The organism is Mycobacterium sp. NAZ190054, from assembly GCF_001545925.1.
Taxonomy (GTDB): Bacteria; Actinomycetota; Actinomycetes; order Mycobacteriales; family Mycobacteriaceae; genus Mycobacterium.
Genome location: NZ_LMVQ01000079.1, coordinates 22,182 through 43,289, shown reverse-complemented (window position 1 = coordinate 43,289; position 21,108 = coordinate 22,182). Strand labels below are relative to the sequence as shown.

The 21,108-nt window shown below is 64.7% G+C and carries 18 protein-coding genes and 1 pseudogene; 3 read left to right on the top strand and 16 right to left on the bottom strand.

What is annotated here, in order from left to right; genetic code table 11:
- Positions 1-127: 127 nt before the first annotated feature.
- The 11 genes and pseudogenes from ASJ79_RS07505 to ASJ79_RS07455 all read right to left on the bottom strand — a co-directional run.
- A pseudogene (locus ASJ79_RS07505) lies at positions 128-1,135 on the bottom strand (wax ester/triacylglycerol synthase family O-acyltransferase); the annotation flags it as partial.
- Between the two features lie 307 nt (positions 1,136-1,442).
- Positions 1,443-2,183, bottom strand: a complete 741-nt coding sequence (locus ASJ79_RS07500) for an SDR family oxidoreductase (RefSeq protein ID WP_231750765.1) — start codon at positions 2,181-2,183, stop codon at positions 1,443-1,445.
- An 11-nt stretch (positions 2,184-2,194) separates the two neighbouring features.
- The gene (locus tag ASJ79_RS07495) at positions 2,195-3,043 is read right to left on the bottom strand and encodes a fumarylacetoacetate hydrolase family protein (RefSeq protein ID WP_231750766.1); all 849 of its coding nucleotides are present in this window, start codon (positions 3,041-3,043) and stop codon (positions 2,195-2,197) included.
- Positions 3,044-3,058: 15 nt separating this feature from the next.
- Positions 3,059-4,558, bottom strand: coding sequence for an aldehyde dehydrogenase (NADP(+)) (locus ASJ79_RS07490; RefSeq protein WP_067954089.1), 1,500 nt, complete (start codon positions 4,556-4,558; stop codon positions 3,059-3,061).
- Positions 4,555-5,562 (bottom strand): aldo/keto reductase, encoded by a 1,008-nt coding sequence (locus ASJ79_RS07485; protein WP_197420118.1) that lies wholly within the window; start codon positions 5,560-5,562, stop codon positions 4,555-4,557. The genes ASJ79_RS07490 and ASJ79_RS07485 overlap by 4 nt, the downstream gene beginning before the upstream one ends.
- Before the next feature lie 9 nt (positions 5,563-5,571).
- Positions 5,572-6,387 carry a phytanoyl-CoA dioxygenase family protein gene (locus ASJ79_RS07480; RefSeq protein WP_067954088.1) on the bottom strand — a complete coding sequence of 272 codons (816 nt, stop codon included), beginning with the start codon at positions 6,385-6,387 and terminating at the stop codon, positions 5,572-5,574.
- Between the two features lie 36 nt (positions 6,388-6,423).
- Positions 6,424-7,110, bottom strand: a complete 687-nt coding sequence (locus ASJ79_RS07475) for a FadR/GntR family transcriptional regulator (RefSeq protein WP_067954087.1) — start codon at positions 7,108-7,110, stop codon at positions 6,424-6,426.
- 22 nt (positions 7,111-7,132) lie between these two features.
- The gene (locus tag ASJ79_RS07470; RefSeq protein ID WP_197420117.1) at positions 7,133-8,071 is read right to left on the bottom strand and encodes an ABC transporter substrate-binding protein; all 939 of its coding nucleotides are present in this window, start codon (positions 8,069-8,071) and stop codon (positions 7,133-7,135) included.
- Between the two features lie 130 nt (positions 8,072-8,201).
- Positions 8,202-9,224 carry an ABC transporter permease gene (locus ASJ79_RS07465; protein ID WP_197420116.1) on the bottom strand — a complete coding sequence of 341 codons (1,023 nt, stop codon included), beginning with the start codon at positions 9,222-9,224 and terminating at the stop codon, positions 8,202-8,204.
- Complete coding sequence (locus ASJ79_RS07460) at positions 9,221-10,729, bottom strand: sugar ABC transporter ATP-binding protein (RefSeq protein WP_197420115.1); 1,509 nt, start codon at positions 10,727-10,729, stop codon at positions 9,221-9,223. Before ASJ79_RS07460 ends, ASJ79_RS07465 begins: the two co-directional genes overlap by 4 nt.
- A 29-nt stretch (positions 10,730-10,758) precedes the next feature.
- Positions 10,759-12,063, bottom strand: coding sequence for an L-fuconate dehydratase (locus ASJ79_RS07455; RefSeq protein ID WP_197420114.1), 1,305 nt, complete (start codon positions 12,061-12,063; stop codon positions 10,759-10,761).
- Positions 12,064-12,345: 282 nt separating this feature from the next.
- On the opposite strand from ASJ79_RS07455, the gene ASJ79_RS07450 reads away from it, so the two are divergent.
- Genes ASJ79_RS07450 through ASJ79_RS07440 form a run of 3 tightly spaced genes read left to right on the top strand, consistent with a single transcriptional unit; the run spans position 12,346 to position 16,006 of the window.
- Positions 12,346-13,254: a fumarylacetoacetate hydrolase family protein gene (locus ASJ79_RS07450; protein WP_067954082.1), complete on the top strand. Its 909-nt coding sequence runs from the start codon at positions 12,346-12,348 to the stop codon at positions 13,252-13,254.
- A 2-nt stretch (positions 13,255-13,256) separates the two neighbouring features.
- Positions 13,257-14,108: an amidohydrolase gene (locus ASJ79_RS07445; RefSeq protein WP_067954081.1), complete on the top strand. Its 852-nt coding sequence runs from the start codon at positions 13,257-13,259 to the stop codon at positions 14,106-14,108.
- Positions 14,105-16,006: an aldehyde ferredoxin oxidoreductase family protein gene (locus ASJ79_RS07440; RefSeq protein ID WP_067954080.1), complete on the top strand. Its 1,902-nt coding sequence runs from the start codon at positions 14,105-14,107 to the stop codon at positions 16,004-16,006. Before ASJ79_RS07445 ends, ASJ79_RS07440 begins: the two co-directional genes overlap by 4 nt.
- 253 nt (positions 16,007-16,259) lie before the next feature.
- Here ASJ79_RS07440 and ASJ79_RS07435 read toward each other — a convergent pair whose 3' ends face one another.
- From ASJ79_RS07435 to ASJ79_RS07415, 5 genes are all read right to left on the bottom strand, one after another.
- Entirely contained in the window at positions 16,260-16,976 is a 717-nt protein-coding gene (locus ASJ79_RS07435; protein ID WP_231750764.1) for a hypothetical protein, read from the bottom strand.
- Positions 16,977-17,085: 109 nt separating this feature from the next.
- Positions 17,086-17,868, bottom strand: a complete 783-nt coding sequence (locus ASJ79_RS07430) for a hypothetical protein (protein ID WP_156448321.1) — start codon at positions 17,866-17,868, stop codon at positions 17,086-17,088.
- A gap of 48 nt (positions 17,869-17,916) precedes the next feature.
- A complete protein-coding gene (locus ASJ79_RS07425) occupies positions 17,917-18,624 on the bottom strand; it encodes a hypothetical protein (protein ID WP_231750763.1) in 708 nt (235 codons plus the stop codon).
- Between the two features lie 53 nt (positions 18,625-18,677).
- Positions 18,678-20,138 carry an MFS transporter gene (locus ASJ79_RS07420; RefSeq protein WP_067954076.1) on the bottom strand — a complete coding sequence of 487 codons (1,461 nt, stop codon included), beginning with the start codon at positions 20,136-20,138 and terminating at the stop codon, positions 18,678-18,680.
- A 1-nt stretch (position 20,139) separates the two neighbouring features.
- Positions 20,140-21,048, bottom strand: a complete 909-nt coding sequence (locus tag ASJ79_RS07415) for a DMT family transporter (protein WP_067954075.1) — start codon at positions 21,046-21,048, stop codon at positions 20,140-20,142.
- Between the last annotated feature and the right edge of the window lie 60 nt (positions 21,049-21,108).

The window sequence follows — 21,108 nt, the reverse complement described above, 5'->3', positions numbered from 1 at the left end:
CACCACCAACCTGGCCGTTTCTTCTCGAAACTCAGGTGAGAACTTCTGATATTTCTTCGCCAACCCAGTTCATCCTTTCCAGACCGACCCTATTTGGTCCGCAGTCCGGAGAACAGAGGGCACGCCACTTGGCGCGGGCGTTCGAGGTGGCGATCGCCTGCAGGCGGTCCACCGGGTCGTCGAGGTCGGTGTGCAGGTTGCAGAACATGCCGGACAGCTGGTTGCGGCCCGGGCGGCCGGACCTGCCGTGCACCGACGCCGGGACGAAGGCGATCAGCGGCTTGTCGGGGAGCTCCCCGCGGTCGGCCAGGAAGCCGCGCAGCGCGGCCGAGCACAACGCCATCACGACGTCGTTGACCTTGACCTCGAACCGGTTCTTCACCTTCTTGACGTCGTTGAGGTTCAGCTGGACGAGCGCGATGCTGCGCTCGGAGGTGAGCTGCGCGTTGAAGCGCGTGGTCGGTGCCGAGAACGGCGCTGCCATGGCGGTGCCGGTGACCGCGCGGTTCACCGTCTTGGCCACCATCGCCGCCGTCTCCGGTATCGCCCGGGTCAGCTGCCACGGACGGGTGGCGAACCGCACCAGCCCGTCGACGGTGATGCCCAGCGGCGACGCAGTTCCGGGGCCCTCGACGGGGTCGGGCGGAGGCGCGTCGGGTTCGGTGTCGAGCAGCTGGTCGAGCAGGTTGGCCGCCGAGACGCCGTCGACCGCGGCGTGGTGCACCTTGACCATCAGCGCGAGGCTGTCCTGCTTGGCGCCGCCCTCGATGACCCACATCTCCCACAGCGGTTTGCTGCGGTCCAGCGGGACCGAGGCGATGTGGCCGCAGACATCGGCGAGTTCCTCGCGTTTGCCGGGTGCGGGCAGGGCGATCCGGTGCAGGTGCCGTCTCAGGTCAAAGTCCTTGTCCTCCACCCACACCGGATGGTCCAGGTTGAGCTGGCTGTCGGCGAGCTTGGCGCGGAACTCCGGGACCGCGGGGATGCGCTCGGCCAGCTCGTCGCGGAAGCGCTCGAAGGTGTAGCCACCCGGGACCGTCGAGGTGTCCAGCTCGACGACCGAGCACACATGGAGCGGCACCGTGGACGATTCGCTGTACAAAAGGCCCGCGTCGAGCCCACTGAGCCGTTCCATCCCGACGAGGTACCCCGGGTGTGATCTGGATCAAACCGGGGTTTTCGAGTGTCCGCGACATGCCCGCGAGATTGCAGTGAGGGCCGTTGAGCGCAGACCGGCCGCGACCGCCAACTCAATCTCGCGTCAGTCCGAGAGTCGCGGTCTTCGGGATGCTGCCGGTAATGCCGCACCAGCCAGTACAGCCCTGCGCCGCCGGGCACGTAGTAGTCCCCCATGGCGACGACCTCTTCGCTGCCGTGCCGTAGCCGGAGACGACCGCTCGGGTCGCTCGCCGCGATTCCGCGTGAGCAGCCTGGCGTCATTCTCAGCGGGCCATCGGTAGCCGGATTCCGGCCATGCCTCCGTCGACGTCCAGCGCGCTTCCTGTGGTCGAGGCCGCTGAAGGGCCTGCGAGATATGCGACCGCGTTCGCGACCTCAGCGGCAGTGACCAACCGTCCCGTCGGTTGCCGCGCCTCAAGGTTGGCACGTTCGGATTCCGGGTTGTCAGCGGTGTCGAGAAGCCTTTGCACCCACGGTGTGTCGACCGTGCCGGGGTTGACACAGTTAACCCGGATCCCTTCGCGCACATGGTCGGCTGCCATTGCTCGGGTCAGTGCGAGCACCGCCCCCTTGGTGGCGCTGTAGAGTGCCCGTCGTGGCAGTCCTGCAGTGGCGGCGATCGACGAAACATTCACAATTGCGGGATGTTTCGACCGCCGCAAGTACGGCAGGGCAGCCCGGCTGACGCGGACGATTCCGAGCACATTGATGTCGTATACCCGGATCCATTCGTTGTCGTCGTTGTCTGCCACCGTGCCTTGGGCACCGATGCCGGCATTGTTGACCACGATATCTACGCCACCGAGTCGGTTCACCACCTCAGCAACTGCCGTGCGCACAGACCTGTCGTCGCTGACGTCACAGCGAATTGCGATCACGTTCGCGGCCACCGTCTCGGCGCGGTCCAGTACTGCGACGGTGGCGCCGAGATCGTGGAGCCGATCGGCGACAGCAGAGCCGATACCGGAGGCCCCACCGGTCACCACCGCCACCAGCCCGTCCAAGTCGCCCGTGCTCATCTGCCCACCGTCGCCAACTGCTGAGCCTGCTCGCCGAGACCCTCGATTCCTATCCTCATCACATCGCCGTCAACGAGATACGGGAATCGACCCGACAGCGCTACCCCTTGTGGCGTACCGGTGTTGACGACATCTCCGGGCTCGAGCACCAGGTACTGCGACAGATGACACACGATTTCGGCGATCGAAAAAATCATGTCCGAGGTGTTGGAATCTTGCCGCGACTGACCGTTGACCGACGACCACAGCCGCAGCGACTGAGGATCGGCCACTTCGTCGGCGGGCACCAGGTAGGGGCCGAGCGGGTTGAATGTCTCACAGCACTTTCCCTTGGACCACTGTCCGCCCGAGTCGACGATCTGGTAGTCACGCTCGGAGACGTCATTGGAGACGGTGTAGCCGGCTATGTACTCGGCCGCGTCAGCCGGGGACTTCAGATACCGAGCCCTCTTACCGATCACGACCGCGAGTTCGACCTCCCAGTCGACGCGGGTGGCGCCCGGCGGAATGAGCACCTTATCGTGCGGCCCCACAATGGTATTGGGGTGTTTGAAGAACACGATCGGTACCGATGGCGGTGTGTCGCCAGTTTCCGCGGCGTGCGCAGCGTAATTCTGTCCGATGCATACCACCGCCGTCGGCCGCGCGATCGGGGCACCCACGCGTAGCTTGTCTGGTGCGATGGCCGGTTGCAGTCCTCCACGTGCAAGCGCCTTCCTGACCTTGGCGATGCCGTGGGAGGCGAGGAAAGCGCCATCGATGTCCGCGGTGAGTGGCGACAGGTCATAGATGGTGCCGTCGTGCTCGACAGCGGGCCGTTCTGCGCCCCGTTCACCCAATCGCATCAATCGCACGCGGTCCTACCTGGCCGCTTGGACGACACCGTCGACACGACGCGGGATACCGTCGAAGTCATCGCGTAGCTCGTCGGGTAGTAGCCATTCCGGCGCCGATTGCCAGGTCACAGGGCGCAGGAATCGACGGATGGCGGTGGCGCCGACCGAGGTGTGTTGGGTGTTGGTCGATGGCCATGGTCCTCCGTGATTCTGTGCCCAACCGACGTGTACACCGGTGGGGAAACCGGCGTACAGGAGCCGACCAACCTTCGGTGCCAGCGTCTGGGTGAGCGCCGAGACCACCTCTCGCTCATCAGGCTCGGCGTGGATGGTGCCCGTCAGCGAGCCAGGCAGCGCCCCGAGTACGTCGAGTTCCTCGCCGGCCTGGTAGCGCACCACGATGGTCGTCGGCCCAAAGCATTCCTCGACCTCCGCAACCACGAGGTCGTCGGCGGCGACCTCCAACAGTCGCGGAGACACCGAGTATCCGACATTGCTCGGCATGCCGCCCTCACCGATCACCCGCATGCCCTGGCCGGGCTTGGTTTCACCGTAGGACTGATAGATATTGCGATTCAACAGAATTTGTGCGCCGGTTCCGGCCAGAGTCCGCACCGCATCGGCCACGAGACGGTCACCGGCAGCGTCAGCGGGGATCAGCACCAGCCCGGGCTTGGTGCACAACTGCCCACCAGATCCGGTGACCGAGGCGATCAGTTGCTGCGCCAGCTCACCGCCACGGGCAGCGGCCGCCGCGGCGGTGATGACCACCGGGTTGAGGCTGGCGAGCTCACCGTAGAACGGAATGGGTTGCGGCCGCGCGGAAATAGCGTCCATCAGGGCGCGCCCACCACCTAATGAGCCGGTGAACGTGACGGCTGTGATCGCTGGATCGGACACCAGATCCACGCCCGCCTTCCGTCCGAACACCAGTGCGGTCACCGCCTCGGGTGCCCCCACTGCCGCGACAGCCTCTTGAAGCGCCGCATGGGTGGCCAATGACAGCAGCGGATGTGATTCGTGCGCTTTGATGACCACCGGGCAGCCGGCAGCAAGCGCGGACACGGTATCTCCGCCGGGCACCGAGAATGCCAGTGGGAAGTTACCGGCACCGAATACGGCCACCGGACCGATAGGCACCAGCATGCGCCGCAGGTCCGGGGCGGGCCCCATCGGTGAGTCGCCGGCGTGGTCGATGGTGGCTTCCAGATATGAGCCTTCGGCAACAAGGTCGGCGAAGAACCGCGCCTGATAGACGGTTCGGTTCAACTCACCGGCCAGGCGTTGCTCGGTCAGCGCCGTTTCGCGGATTCCGATGTCGATGATCTCGGCCCGGCGGTCCTCCAGTGCGACGGCGACGGCTCTCAACAACGCTGTGCGCAGTGCCCTCCCGCCCTCGGTGAACTCCGATGCTGCCTGGGCAGCGGCGGCACAGGCGGCTGCGACCTGCTCCGTGGTGGCTTCGGCAGCCTCGGTGGTAGCGGTTTCATCCGTGGCCGGGTTGACGGTCTGCACGGCGGTCACGATCGGACTTCTTTCTGTCGGCGGATCAAGCCTTCGTCGGTCAGTGCGTCCCACAGCGCAGCGGGTATCGGGTGGCGATACAGGCGGATGTTGGTGCGGATCTCGTCGGCACTGCGCGCGCCTACGAGCACGCCAGCCGTCGACGGGTGGAGGTGGGGAAACTGCATCGCGGCAGAGGCCAACTCGACTCCGTGGCCTCGGCAGATCTCCTGAATCCTGCGCGCACGGGTCAGCACCTCGGGCGTCGCCGGAACGTAGTTATAGGTGGCGTTGTCGGTGGGTGCGGCCAGCACACCGGAGTTGAACACTCCGCCGCCGATCACCCCGATGCCGTGCTCGTCACAGAGCGGGAACAGTTCGTCGGCGGCCTGTTGGTCCAGCAGCGTGTACCGGCCGGCGACCAGGAAATAGTCGAAATCTGCTTCCCTGGCGAACGCCGACAGCATTGCAGTCTGGTTCATTCCGACACCGATTGCCCGTACCACCCCCTCGTCACGCAGCCGACGCAGAGCTGGAAAGGCGCCGTGTAGCGCAGCGTCGAAGTGGTCATCGGGATCATGGATATAGAGCAGGTCGATGCGGTCCATTCCAAGTCGCTGCAGGCTTTCCTCCAGCGAACGCAGCACTCCGTCGTGGCTATAGTCGAACACCGGGTTGACGTCGCCGTCCACCTTGTAGAAGTGCTCACCGCCGAACAGTTGTTCCGGCGACGGCGGGGCACCGTGCCTGATGAGGCGACCCACCTTCGTCGATACCACGAACTCGTCGCGGGGATATTGAGCCAGCGCCTCACCGAGCCGTCGCTCGGACTCGCCGTAGCCGTAGAGGGGGGCGGTGTCGAACGTCCGGATTCCGAGATCCCAGGCCGTGTTGATGGTTTCGGTGGCCTGTTGATCGCTGACGGTGGAGAAGAGGTTGCCCAGCGGTGCGGTGCCGAGACCGAGGGGAATACGGTCTGCGGCACCGGTGCCGGACAGCGGTTCGAGCGCGGGGCGGTAGGGCACGGACTTCTCCTAAGCGTGGACGTCGAACAGGTAGCGCTGGGCGGGCGAAAGCCGTTCGTAGAGAGCGGGAGTCAGGTAGTCCTGCTGGACGAACTGCTGGATCAGGTCGCGGCGGGTGTAGGTGAGATGCAGCATGCGACGACGGTCTCCGGAGATGTTGTCCGTGCCGCCATGCCACAGGCTGGCGTTGGTGACAGCCATTCCACCGGCCGGACAGGTCAGGTGGATCTCTCCCGGGTACGGCGCCAGCGGATCCTCGGGGAACTTGGTCTGATCGCCGTAGTCGCCGCGCTGCTTCTCCCCGGCGGCCTCGTCGAGGTTCAGCTTCGGCGTGTTGTTGTGCGGCCATTTGTGCGAGCCGGGCACGATGCGGGTGGGTCCGTTGTCGAGCCGCAGTTCGTCGAGGCAGATCAGTGCATTGACCAGGCGCCAGTCCTCGACGTCGGCCTTCGGGACGTCGCTGTGCAGCGGTTGGTTGCCGCCGCCGGAGTGCGGGTCGCGAATGTTCGCGCCGTGCAGCTTGAAGTCGTCGAACAGGTACAGCGCCGCGGCGAGCACGGGCTGTAGTACCAGCACAGGGTCGAAGACCTCAGACTTGTTGAAGAGGTTGGACAGCCGGGTGGCGCCGGGCTCGGGGTCCATCACCACGCCCGAGCCGGCTTCTTCTGCGGTGATGCGGTCGAACTCTTCGCACATGGCCGCGCACTGCTCCGGGGTGAGAGCGTTGGGGACGACGAAGAACCCGTTCGTGTCCAGCTGTTCCCGGAGGTCGTCGTCGAGCGTGGGATCGACTCCGAGTTCGATGAGCGCTTGTTTGGAATCCACTGTTGTCGGTCCTTTCGGTGTGGAGGTGTCGTGTCGCTAGGTGTTCTTGTCGGTGAATATCGCGCGCAATCCCCGTTGCACGCTGCAAATGTGGGCCAAGGCTGCTGCCTCTGCGAGGGGCCCGTCATGTTCCCGGAGCGCGATGTAGATGTCGCGGTGCTGCGCTCGGGTGAGGTCTTCGACCTCTTTGTAAACCGTCAGGCGTTCCCGCCTGGCGCGGATGGTGGGTTCTGCCAGACCTCGCAGGATGGCGGTGAGCCAGGCGTTGCCGGCGCCTTCGACGATTCGGTTGTGGAACTCGACGTCGAGCTTGATGAACGTCTGCGGATCATGGGTGTCGTCCATCACCTTCAAGAGGTCAGCGATGTCGTCGAGTTCTTCGTCTGTGATGCGGTCAGCTGCCAGCCGGGTCGCGCCCGGTTCGAGCAGCCGCCGCACCTCCACCACGTCGAGCACGGTCTCGTTGCGGGCCAGTTCGGCCGCCAAGGTGATGCCGTGCAGCAGCTCGTCAGGTTCGAGGCTGGTGACGTAGGTGCCGTCTCCGCGTTTGACCGACAGCATGCGGGCGTGGGTGAGTGCTTTGACAGCTTCGCGCGTTGAGCCTCGGGAGATGCCCAGCTGCGCCGCCAGTTGCTGCTCGGGTGGTAGCCGGGCTCCGGGCGGTAGTTCGCCGTTGACAATCAGCGCGCGTAGCCGCTCGATCGCGGTGTCGGTCAGGCCCATTGGTGCACTCCCCGCCATGTGACTAGTTGACGACCGGAGGGTTGACCAGCTGCTGAATCTCCGGGTCGTTGAGGTTCTCCTGGGTCACCAGTGTCGCGCCCGTGTCGATCATCTCGTCAACGGCCTCACCGTCAGCCATCTTGTTCAGCGCCATCACGCTCTCGTAACCGATCTTGAACGGATCTTGGACGACGAGCGCCGAGACGGTTCCGGCCTGGAGCGCGGACACCTCGTCGGGGGCGTTGTCGAAACCGACGACCACCACATCGGCGTTACGCGCTTCGATGGCCTGGACGGCACCCACCACACCCGGCTCGTTGAGGCCGAATACGGCGTCGAGGTCAGGATTGGCGGTGAGGATGTCGTTCATGATGCCGAGGGCCTTGTTGACGTCGCCGTCGGTGTACTGGGTGGCCACGATCTGGATTCCTGGGTACTTTGCGGCGATCTGGTCCTCGAAGCCTTTCAGCCTGGCCTGCGACGTGGCGGAGGTGGCAAGGAAGGGCAGCAGCGCAACCTTGCCCTGGCCGTTGAGTTGCTCGCCGATGTAGTCGGCTGCCAGTCCCGCGGCGGCTTCGTTGTCGGTGGCGATCAGAGGTATGGACTGCGGATCGATACCGGCATCGGCGCTGACAATAGGGATGTCGTTGGCCTCGGCCTGTTCGACGATGGTCTGCAGCGCTTGAGTGTCGTTGGCGGCGAATGCGATACCCGAAACCTTACGGTTCACGAAGTCCTGCAAGATGTTCATCTGGCCGGTGATGTCACTTTGGGTGGCCGTGCCGCGCCAGATCAGCTCAGCGCCAAGTTCGTCGGCGGCCTTCTGCGCGCCGGCGTGCAGTGTACCCCAGTAGAAGTAGCCGGTGGAGCCTGGCACCACGGCGAACTGCCGTTGCACCGACTCCCCACCTTCGCCGCGGTTACATGCGGTCATGCCGGCGGCCATCACCACGGCCGCCACGGAGGCGATGATATGCCTGCGGGTCAGGGCGCTGAAGCGAATTTTCATGTCGGTCTCTTTCTGTTGCGTCGTTGCAGGAGAGGAAGTTGAGCGGGTCTGGCGAGTGGGACTACAAAAGTTGGAGATACAGCTAGTGATGGGCACCGACTTTGCGGGCGCGGCTCTGGCGGAGCTGGTCGTAGAGCACAGCTAGGATGACGACTACGCCGACGATGACGCTTTGCCAAAAGGTCGATATATCAAGGAGATTGGAACCGTTGCTGATCAATTGCAGGATGGTCGCACCGATGATGGCACCGAGAATCTTGCCCTCACCGCCGAACAGGCTGGCGCCGCCGATGACGGCCGCCGCGATGGCCAGCAGGTTGTAGTTCGCACCCGCGGCGGGCTGACCGCTGACCACGCGAGACGCTTCGAGGACGCCTGCCAGACCGGCCAACAGGCCGGAGATGACGAACAGCGTGATGAGCACCATGCCGACGTTGATGCCGGATAGCCGTGCGGTCCGGGCGTTACCGCCGATGGCGTAGGCGGCACGCCCAAGGGTGGTGTGGGCGAGCACCGTGTGGCCGGCTATCGCGACGAAGACCATGACGATGACGGGCACCGGGATACCCAGTACCTCACCGGTGCCCAGCCACCCGAATCCGGCCGGAAGTCCATACACTGCTTGCCCGTTGGTGATCAACAATGCTGCGCCGGCGCAGACGCTGAGCGTGCCGAGGGTGGTGATGAAGGCGGGTAGCCCGAGCTTGCTGACCAGCAGACCGTTGATCAGACCGACTACACCGCCAACGGCGATACCGATGAGCAGCCCCAGGGGTATGCCGACACCGAATGCGACGATCGCCTTGGCCGAGACCACCCCGGACAGCGCGACGATCGAGCTGACCGACAGGTCTATACCCGCGGCCACGATCACCATAGTGGCGCCGACGGCGAGAATGGCCAGGCTCGACATCTGGACCAGGTTGCCCTTGATGTTGGAGGTGGTCAGGAAGTGTGGAGTCAGGATGAACAGACCGATACACATGACGATCACGATGGTGAACGGCGCGAGCTGGTTGGCCAGCGGCCCAAGGACTCTACGAAGGGGTGACCCGGATTTGTCGACGCCGGTATCAGCTTCGCGCTGCGCCTCTATGGTACTCACTGATGCTCCTTCATTACGAGGTCGGCGGTGGTCAGTGGGGGCAGTTGCTCGGAGCGTTTCTGCCCGGTGGCGTCGTACATCACGGCTTCGGAGGTGATGCCGTCGCGCGGGTGTTCCCCGGTGATCTGGCCACCGCGCATGACGATTACACGGTCGCTCATGCCGAGTACCTCGGGAAGGTAGGACGACACCAGGATCACCGCCTTGCCTGCGGCGGTCAGGGTGTTGATGAGTTGGTAGACCTCGGTTTTGGCGCCGACGTCGATACCGCGGGTGGGTTCGTCGAGGATGAGAACATCCACACCGGCGGCCATCCATCGGCCCAGAACTACCTTCTGCTGGTTGCCGCCGGAGAGTTCGGCGACGCTCTTCTCGATGCTGCTGCAGCGGATGCGCAGCTGCGCCACGGCGTCCTCGGCCAGACGGCGTTCCTGGATGGACTTCATGACACCGAACTGGCTGTTGAGCGACAGGCAGCCGAGCCCGATGTTTTCTCGGATGCCGAGCTTGCCGACGATCCCGCTCGCGCGGCGGTCATCGGAGAGATAGCCCAAACCACGGCGCACGGCGTCCTTGGGTTGGCGTGGCTGCAATGGTTTCCCGTTGACCAGCACCTGCCCGGACGTGCGGGGAAGGTCGCCAACCAGGCAGCGCATCAATGAGGACCGCCCGGCACCGAGAAGCCCGGCGAATCCCACCACTTCGCCGGCTCGCACCGTGAAGCTCACGGGTTCGCTCTTGCCCTCGACCACCAGGTCACGCACATCGAGCAGTACGTCTCCAACCTCGGAGCTCTGCTTGGGCATCATGTCGGTCAGTTCGCGACCCACCATCTCGGTGATGAGCATGTCGACGGTGGTGTCGGCGACCTTATGGGTGGCGACTGCGGTGCCGTCACGCATCACGGTTACCGAATCGCAGACTGCGGTGATCTCTTCGAGGTTGTGGGAGATATAGAGGACGGACACACCGCGATCGGAGAGCCGACGCATCAACGCGAACAGTTCCTCGGTCTCGGTCTCGGTCAATGCGCTGGTCGGTTCGTCGAGGATCAGCACCTTCAGATCACCGGTGACCGCTTTGGCGATCTCGACCATCTGCTGCTGGGCGATGGTGAGTTCGCCGGCCCTGACCCCCAGGGGGATGTCGACGTGCAGTTGTGCCAGCGCGGCGGCGGCCGTCTTACGGACTGAGCGCCACCTCACCTTGCCGAAGCGATTCGGCAGATTCCCAAGCGAGATGTTCTCGGCGACATTGAGGTTGTCGGCCAGGCTCATTTCCTGGAACACCATCGCCACTCCAGCGGCGTGTGCCTCTTTCGGAGTACGGGGGTCGATGACGTCACCGTCGAGCGTGACGCTGCCGGTATCCGGAGGCTCTACCCCGGCGAGCACTTTCATCAAGGTGGACTTTCCGGCGCCGTTCTCTCCGAGCAGTGCCCGGATCTCCCCTTTATCGACGGTGAGGTCGACGTCGGAAAGTGCCTGCGTTCCGGGGAATGCCACCGAGATTCCCCGCATTTGCAGGAACGCGCTCACGATCGGCTCACCCAGATCTGGCCTTCGGGATAGCGGTGTTTCTCGCGGCTTTCAGCCAGGATCTCCGCTGAATAGCCGGGCATGGTAGGCACGACGTAATGGCCATTTTCCACGATGCACGGGTCGACGAAATGCTCGTGCAGGTGGTCGACGAACTCCACCACCACGTCGTCGAGGTTCCCGGTCACAGCGATGTAATTGAAGATCGACAGGTGCTGGACGTATTCGCAGAGGCCGACTCCGCCGGCGTGTGGGCAGACCGGGATGTTGTGCTGGGCGGCCAGCAGCATGATCGCAATGTTCTCGTTGACCCCGCCGACGCGGCAGGCGTCGATCTGGCACACGCCCATTGCCTTGGCCTGGAGGAACTGTTTGAACATCACCCGGTTGTGGATGTGTTCGCCGGTCGCGACCCGGATGGGTGCGACCTGCCGGGCGATTTCTGCGTGACCGAGGATGTCATCGGGGCTGGTGGGTTCTTCGATCCACCAGGGGTTGTAGGGGGCCAGCGCGTGAATCCATTTGACTGCCTCGTCGACGTTCCATACCTGGTTGGCATCGACCATGAGGTAGCGGTCGGGGCCGATCTCGTCGCGTAGAAGTGCGGTGCGGCGAACGTCGTCATCGAGGTCGCGGCCCACCTTGATCTTCATGTGGGTGAAGCCGGCGTCGATAGCCTCGCGGGCCAATCGGCGCATCTTGTCGTCGTCGTAGCCCAGCCACCCGGCGGAGGTAGTGTACGCAGGTAGCCCGTGGGCTGTGATCGCCTCGACGCGTTGCTGTTTCGTGGGTTCGAGGCGGCGCAGCATCTCCAGTGCGGCCTCGGGGCTCAACTCGTCACCGATGTGCCGGAAGTCGACGAGCGAGACGATCTGTTCGGGGGTCATGTCGGCCAGCAACTTCCACAGCGGCTTGCCTTCCCTTTTCGCGTAGAGGTCCCACACGGCATTGACCACTGCGGCCAGCGCCAGGTGCACGACACCCTTCTCAGGGCCGAGCCACCGCAGCTGACTTTCGCCGGCCAGGCTGCGCCAGAACGCGCCCATGTCGGACAGCAGCTCGTCGAGGTCTCGACCGATGACGTAGGGGGCGTAGGCCTCGATCGCCGAGACACACAGCTGGTTGCCGCGACCGATGGTGAACGTGAAGCCGTGACCTTCGAGACCGTCGCCGGCGTCGGTGCGGACGATCGCGTAAGCGGCCGAGTAGTCGGGGTCCGGATTCATCGCATCAGACCCATCCAGCGACATCGACGTGGGAAAGCGGAGGTCCAAGGCCTCCAGCGCTGTTATCCGGGGCAAGTTCTCTCTCCTTCAGAGCCTGTCTGGGCGTCGGCCGTGTGAGCTGGTTGTGTCTGGGCCACCAGGTAGACATTGGATGTTTGGAGAGCTTGCGTGGTGAGCTGCCTCACTGTCAAGCTTTCCGGGTGATTTGTTTCATTCAGTCGCCTGCAATGGTAGTTTCTGCACTGCAGACGCGGTTTGGGCACGATCGGAATCGGCTGGCCGCGACCGAAACGGAGATTGGCCCGACGTCAAACCGCCCATCACACATCCAATGTCTAGCGCTTCAGGAGAACATTTATGGACATCGTTCGCTTCGTCGGTGAGACCGGAGCGCCGCGCATCGGCGTCCTAGACGGGGAGGTCGTCACCGCGTTCCCTGGTGACGTCATGTTGAGCGAACTGCTCGGGCTGCGTCTCGCGGACCTCCGAAGCCGATGTGCCGACGTCAACGGGCCGGCCCGCCCGATCTCCGAGGTGCGGCTACTGCCCCCGGTGGACGGTCGCACCGAGATCTGGGCTGCCGGCGTGACCTACGAGAACTCTCGCCTAGCCCGCATGGAGGAAAGCGAACACGACGCCGACATCTACGCCAGGGTTTACGACGCGCCCCGCCCCGAGTTGTTCTTCAAAGCGACAGCGTGGAAGGCCCGCGGGAATGCCGAGCCGATCGCGGTTCGCGGCGACTCCCCCATCAACGTCCCTGAACCCGAGGCGGCAGTGGTGGTCAACGCTTTCGGCGAGATCGTCGGCGTCACAATTTGCAACGATCTGAGTTCCCGCAGCATCGAAGCCGAGAACCCGCTCTACATCCCCCAGGCCAAGATTTACGCGGGATCTTGCGCGGTCGGCCCCTGGATCCGCCCGATCTGGGAGGTCGAGTCGCTCGACGACCTCGCCATCACCCTGACCATCACCCACGGCGAGGCGACCCGGTGGACAGGCGAGGCGTCGACGGGCCAGCTCAAGCGCACGCCTGCCGAACTGGCCGCATGCCTGTTCAGCTCCGACGACTTCCCCGAGGGCGCGATCGTGTCGACGGGTACCTGCCTGGTCCCGGAGTTGCCTTTCACGCTCGAATCCGGTGACGTCGTTTCGGTCAGTCTGGGAACCGTTGGTGTGCTATCCAATACCGTCGCCGTCGGATTGGAGGAGTACCGGCAGGCGCTGGCGGCCCTGCCGTCCGAATTTCACGCGGCAGCGTCGTGAGCGTGATTGACGCGCACCACCACCTGTGGCGTGATCCTGGGCTCGTCGGCTGGCTTGCTGAACCCGGCCACGACGTCTTGCGCAGGTCCTACACCATGGGGGATCTGCAGCCTCTGCTGCAACAGGAGCGCATCGACGGCACAGTCCTTGTCGAGGGCGGTACCGGTCGCCACGACGAACTTGCCGACATGCTGACCGTCGCCTCCGGCTACCGGCAGGTCCTCGGTGTCGTGGGCTGGGTGGATACCGCAGCCGGAGATGTCGACGCCCAGGTGAAAGAAGCCTTCGCCCACCCGCTGGCCGACCGGTGGCTCAAGGCGATGCGGATCCAGGCCCAGAACGAGCCAGCCGACCACCTCGAACAGACCGCAGCGCGGGAGGCCGCCTCCGCATTGTCCGACCGTGGCAGTGTGCTCGAGATCGTGTCCCGCCCTGAGCATCTCCCAGCGGCGGTAGCACTGGCCAGGGCTGTTCCGCAGTGCCGGATTGTGCTCGACCACGCCGGAAAGCCGGATATCGCCGGACATACCGAAGCGTCTTTCGGCGCATGGCGCGCGGCGATGGCTGAGCTGGCGTCGGCGCCCAACGTCTACGTCAAGGTGTCCGGCCTGGTGACCGAGGCGCGCTGGTTTACATGGACCGTCGACGACCTATTGCCCTATGTCACAGCGTTGCTTGATGTGTTCGGTGCTCATCGCCTCATGGTCGGCTCCGATTGGCCGGCCTGCCTGCTGGCAGCCGATTATCACGCCGTCATGGACGCCGCTCGGAGCTGCCTAGCGGGCGCCTCCGCAGCGGACCAGCAATGGCTCTTCGGCCTCACAGCCGTCTCGGTGTATGGGCTGCAGCCGTGACGGGCGGACACGCCGGCTGCGGCAGTGGTCACACCGGTCGCCGGCTGCGCATCGACCTCGGAAGCGGCGAAATACGCACCGAGACAATCACACCGGAGCACTGCCGTACCTATGTCGGCGGCGGCCTGGAAGCCACCCGCTTGCTCTTGGCCGAGACCGAAGCGGGCTACGACCCACTGTCGGCCCAGGCCCCGCTGTGTTTCATGTCCAGTGCTGTCACCGGCCATCAGGCCGTGGGTCTGGCGCGGGTCATCGTCGTCGCCAAATCGCCGTTGACCGGTGGCATCGGGGAGTGCCGGGTCGAAGGCCCCTATGGTCAGGCGCTGAAGGCCACTGGGTGGGACGCGATCATCGTCACCGGCCGCTCATCTCGCCCGTCCTACCTGGTGATCAACCCAGACGCTGTACAGGTGCTTCCAGCAGAAGATATCTGGGGTACCGACACCGGTGCTGCCACAGACATACTGGAGGCCCGTCACGGCTCACAGGCCCACTGCGCGGTGATTGGACCGGCCGGCGAAGCCGGGGTGCGCTACGCCACCATCGAGACAGACCGAACCTTCGCCGCGGCCCGCATGGGATTGGGTGCCGTCATGGGCGCCAAACACCTCAAAGGCGTTGTGCTGTTGGGCGGTACCGCTCCAGCACCGGCCGACCAGCCTGGCCTGGAAACCCTCACCACCAAGTACGCCGACCGGATCGCCGGTAATGACCTGACCCGCTCCCAGCAGCAGGCACCAGGTTTCGGGGCGTGGCCCACCGACGGAGCCGCCCTGGCCGGATACGGCCAGGGCCCCAATTACAGCACCAGCCGGATCGTGGAACTGGGTAACCTGACTGCAGACGCACTAATCGACCGGGTGGAGGTGTCCGAGGGCGGCTGCCCGGGCTGCCCGGGAGACTGCATCAAGATCTTCCGCAATAGGGTCGACAGTCGTGCCGGCGGGTTACACCAGGAGGCCGTCGCGGCATTCGCTTTGAACCTAGGGCTGACTGACCCTGACCTGGTGATGGACCTCAATGCCAAATGCCATCTGTGGGGTGTGGACCCCGTGTCGCTGTCCTTCACAGTCAGCATGCTGTGCGAGGCGAACGAGAACCGTCTGCTGGATGGTGTAGAACTGGGCGGGCACCGCGCGGTCTTCGGCGACACCGAGGCGCTGCCCGCACTGATGACCGACATCGCCACCGGAGCAGCGCCTGTTGCCTGGCTGGGTGAGGGCGTGCGACGCGCCGCATCGCGTCTTCCGGCAGAGGCACGCGAATTCGCTATGCACGTTAAGGGCTTGGAGATGGTGTCGTTCGAACCACGAGCCTCAGCAGGCCAGGCACTGGCATACGCCGTGAGCCCTGTGGGCCCACGCTACGAGATCGTGGAACACGACATCGATTTCGATCCGGTGGGCGGTTGGCGGCATGGCCTGGAGATGATGCGGACACTGGGCACGCTGGATTGGGAACCCATGGAACTTCTCGACGATGCCCGGGTTGCGCGCACCGTCAAACTGCTCGACATGTGGAGCGGGATGGACGCTCTCGGAATCTCCCTGTTCGCTGGACCACCCGTGCGGGAACTCGATCTGCCGGATCTGGCACGCTTGGTGCACCTGGTGACGGGCTGGCGCACCAGTGACCGCGAGCTGTTCACCTGGGGGCGCCGCCGATGGCACCTCATGCGGTTGTTCAACCTCCGTGAAGGCATCACCGCCGAACAAGACACGCTCCCCGACCGGTTCTTCACCGAGCCCATCGACGAGGGACGCCACCACGGGGTCGTCCTGAACCGCGAAGCGTTCAGCCGAGCGCTGTCGCTGTACTACGAGCTGGCGGGCTGGGACCGAGAGGGCAGGCCGACCCCGGCTGCTCTCATTGAGGTCGGGCTACCCATCAAGTTCTGAGAAGACATCCGAACAGACGGCGGCGCCACCAACACAGTCGATCCGGTCGCCTCGTACTGCGGTCAGATAGCCTCCGCGCGTCGAAGCCGCCGCGCCGAACCCAAAGTAGAGGAAGCGGCGCCCGCAAAGAGCAAGATCGCCACCACGGCGAATCTGCTAACGCGCCGCCCCTCGTCAGGGTTGGGCAGTTGTAGTACCCACATACGGCATCACCGGTGAACCGGACGAAACGGCGCGCTCAAATCAGCGGAGATCAGCCAAGGTCGAAGTTTCCCTTTTGCAGCCGTTGCGGCGCCCGGCCGTCGACCAGTTCGTCGCGGTCTTCGGGATGCTTCCAGTAGTGGCGCACCAGCCAGTACAGCCCCGCACCGCCGGGCACGTAGTAGTCCGCCATGGCGATGACCTCTTCGCTGCCGTCCCGCAATCGGAGTACGACTGCTCGGGTCGCTCGCCGCGATTCCGCATGAGCAGCAACATCGACGACGTCGTCCCATTCGAAGACTTTTTCCGAGATGGCGTCGGCGTTCTCGATCATCGCCGGAGTCAGCTTGAGGTGGCCCATTCCGCCTCGCCGCCAGGCGGTGATCAATCCGCCGACGACGGTGCAGAACGCAACTGCCGTAACAGCAACCCAGACGGTGCGCAGCGCTCGCGTGTCCGCGAACTCGATGACTCCGAACGGCGCGGCGACCACGAAGATGAGCATGCTCGGTAACGCGGCTATCGTCCCGGTCATAATCAACACGGTGGCCCTCCAGTCCGGCCACAGGGTGAATCCGGTTGCGTCACTGGCTGTTCGCGGTGTCGTTCGTCCCAGAATCACCAAGAGGATTGCACTTGCAAACGAGAACAGGAAGGCGGAGTATCCGATGGTCACCGCGAGCGTCAGATAGCCTCCGCGCGTCGAAGCCGTCGCGCCGAACCCAAAGTAGAAGATAGCTGCACCCGCACAGGCCAGGAGCGCCACCACCGCGAATCGGGTACCGCGTCGCCACTCGTCAGGCTCCGGAAGCTCTAGTACGGACATAGGACACCTCCGATCGATCGGACGAAACGGCGCGCTCGAAGCGACCCGGAGATCAGCCAAGATCGAACTTCCCCTCAGCTAGCCGTTGCGGTGCCCGGCCGTCGACCAGCTCGTCGCGGTCTTCGAGATGCTTCCAGTAATGCCGCACCAGCCAGTACAGCCCCGCACCGCCGGGCACGTAGAAGTGCAGACCGCCGACTACTTCTTCTGTGCTATCACGCAAGCACAGCACCACGGCTTTTCCGCCTCGGTTGGCTTTCTTCTCCGTGGCGATGTCTCGGACGTCGACGACGTCGTCCCACTCCAAGGCTCGCGTCTTGATGACATTCGCGATCTCGATCATCGCGGGAGTGAATTTGAGGTAGCCAACGCCTCGCCGACGGATGCCGGTGACGATTGCACTCGCGGCCAGTAAGGCGAGCCCCCAAAGGGCCGGTGGCATCAAGATCTGCATGCTCGGCGTTGTCGTGATGTCGAGCATGCCGCGCGACATCAAGTACGCGAAAACCGATGCGGCCGGTACTAATACGATCATTACCGCGAAGTAGATGATGCTGAGGCGTTTGTCCGGTCGGAACGCCAAACCAGACAGATCGCTCGTCATTCGTTGCTGCGCCCCACCCCGGACGGCAGTGAAGAATACGTACCCCATCAAGAACGGCGTTCCGAAAGTTGCGCACCAGACAGCCGCGGTCAGGTAGCTGCCTCGGAAAAAGGCTTGTAGACCTTCAACGACCAGGAACACGAGGATCACCGCCACTCCGAGCTTGACGGGTAACGAGAGCTTGCCGGAATGTGCCCAGTTAGCCGGTTCCGGCAGATCTAGTACGGACATACGACATCTACCGATGAACCCGGCGGGGCGCTCGAAGCAACTAGCAGGTCAGCCAAGATCGAACTCCCCCTTCCGCAGCCGCTCGACAGCCCGGCCGTCGACCAGTTCGTCGCGGTCTTCGGGGTGCTTCCAGTAATGGCGCACCAGCCAGTACAGCCCTGCACCGCCGGGCAGGTACACATCGGCACTGCTGATGACCGCCTCACCGCCATCACGTAGTCGCAGCACCACCGTTCGCGGTCCCCGCCTGGATTCCGCGTGGTCGACGACGTCGAGCACTTCAGTCCACTCGAACGATCGCAGCGCTGCAACGTCAGCGATCTCGATGAGAGCCGGGGTCAGTCTCACATGCCCTAGACCGCCGCGACGCCAGGCCGTGACGAGACCAGCCGCCGTCATGAGGACTGCAGATCCCATGATGCTCGGAAAGAGGATCGGTTTCCCGCGCGAGATCGGCAAGTCGATGTGGCCGAAGGGCGCGAACGCTGTGAACAACCCACCGCCGACGATGAATGCCAGGACTCCCGCCGTCAGCAGGCTGCTGAACCGCTCGTCGCGCAATACGGCCAAACCAACTGCATCCGTGTGGGTTCGGATCGACGTCCTGCCGAAGACCACCGACGCCAGCCCTGCAAATATGCACAGCAGGGAAATTGCCCAGCCGGCGGTGACGACCGTTGTCAGATAGCCGCCGTTCATCGCAGCCGTCACGCCCCAGACGAGGAAGAGGCCGACCACACCAAGGCCGATGAGCACGGCCAACGAGAATCTGACCCGTTCGCTCCGCCAGGCGGCGGGCTCCGGAAGGTTCAGTAGGGACACACCACATCTCCGACGAATTTGCCGATCTTCCCTGCGCCGAATGCACCTCCGGCCCCGAGAAGTATTACCAGTGGCGGAATCGCATACGGGCTCCCCGTGATCCCGCCGAGGTAGACACCCAGCTTCACGCCGCCCCAACCACCTCCGGCGCCGGTGGCTCCGGCGACCGCGGCGATGCACGCGTCGCGCCCTGACTCGGCCATGATCATGTCGAACACCGTGGTACCGATGCTCAGCGCGGGCCCACCGAACTTGGTAGCGCTGCCGAGCTTCTCCACCGATTCCTGAGTCAGCATCGGCAGGCTGCCACCCCGTTCGATGTGCTTCTCCAACCCGGACATCAGACTGTTCGACGTCAGAGAGATGTTGTCTATCAGTTCGACGGGCACGGAGTGGTGCCCACCGCTGGGTGTCGTGAAGCCCGCTCGCCGGTAACCCGTGGAATCCATCGTGATTGTGTAGTTCGACCCGTCAGGCCACGTCACGGATGTGTACTTGTAGTCGTTTCCCAACTCGTGCCAGGAACTCGTGCGCGACAACCACTCACCATCTTTGTCGAAATGTTCGATCTCGTAGAAATCCGTGCGGCTGGGGAACTCGAACGGGTCGACCCGAGTCATCACGTGTCGGCTTCCGTCCTGCATAACGACAGTGGTCACTTCCTCTCCGGCCGCGTTGGTGGACTCGACGACTTCACGCACGGTGATCATCTGGTCGCCGTTCCGGATTGCCTGTTGAGCCAGCATGCCCACCGGATCGTGCGGATTCGGCACCTGATCGGGCGGTCGCTTGTTCGCCGAGATCATCAACTCGCCGAAATCTGTCGGCTCCCTCGGCTCGACGAACCCATACTTCTTCCCTGCAGCGACGACCGCGTTGGCAGTTGACTCGTCAGCGTCACCCACCGCGACCAGCATTGTGTTGATCGACGTCTGCTCGGTAGCCGCGAGCGCCGCGACCGCGGACAAGGTGACGGCGAGCTGCCACACCTGGAGGTGTGCCGCGGCGGCGCCGACCACACTGGCCGCGAGCGTGCCCAGATAGGTGGCGGCCAGGATGCGGGCCAGTGCGGCACGCCGCTGTGCGACCGCCACGGTGTCACCGATCCACACGAGCGTGGCGGGCACCACCGCGGCGAACAAACCGCCGGCGGCGGCGCGGGTCGCGACCACGATCTCGAGCGAGCCGGACAGCGCGCACACCACCCCGGTGCACCCGGCACCCAGCAGCGCGAGCCGGATGACCGCGATGCGGCCCAGGCGATCCGACACGACCGCCCACACCGGCTGCAGTGCGGCATAGAGGACGAAGTACATGGTGGCCGCCCGGCTCATCACCGCCAGCGAGGTGTCGAGGTCGACCGCCATAGTGATCAGGATCGCCGGTGTCACGAAGCGGTCGAACGAGCTGACCCCGGCGCCGAACCGGAGTAGCCGGAAGGTGGTCACGTCACCCCAGCGGGTCGGCGGCGTTCGGCGACGCGCGCGTCGCGGCGATCCCGAGCCCCGCCCCGATCAGGATCATGGTCAGCCCCGCGAGCACGTAGAACGGCAGACCTTCGGACAGGAAGACCGCCGATGACAGCAGCCCGAGGACCGGCACCACCATCAGGCTCAGGTTGCTCGACACAGCACCCAGGCTGCGGCTGACCACCAGGACGCCCCACACTCCGATCGCCGAGGCGAACACGCCCTGGTAGAGGACGACCAGCACCGCCTGCCAGTTCATCGGGAACGTCGGCGCCCCAGTCGACCACCACGCGTAGGATGCCGCTGCGGCGCAACCGATTCCGAGCTGCCAGGGCAGCAGATCGAGCGGCGAGGCGGTCCACCGATGCGACCGGATGTGCACCGTCACCGCGGCGTTGAGGGCGGCCCCGGCCAGCAGCAGCCCGTAGCCCAGCGGTCTGCTGCTGTCGAAGAACCCGTCCTCCCACGGCGCCAGCAGCAGCACCACCCCGGCGATGCCGGCGATCAGCCCGGCCACCGTGGCCCGGGGGTAGCGCTCCCGCAGCACGAGCGCGGCGATCGGGACCGCCCACAGCGCCGACGTGTGCAGCAGCACCGACGACCGGCCGGCCGGTGCCAACGTCAACGCGATGAACATCAGCGCATACACCACCGCCAGCTGAAAGATCCCGACGGAGATGACCACCGGTAGATCCGCGCGCACCGGCCGGCGCAGCTTTCCGGCCGCCGCCATCACCACCGTCACGACGACCGCCCCGACACCGAGCCGGAACACGGTCAACCACACCGGCGGCATCAACGTCACCCCGTGGGCCATCACCGGCCAGTTCAGGCCGTGCACCAGCCCGACGGTCGCGATCGCGGCATAGAGGGCCGCGCCCCGCAGCAAGGGGGGCTCTGCCCGTGTCGGTCCGGCCGGGATTGGTCGCCGCTCGAACGGCCATATACG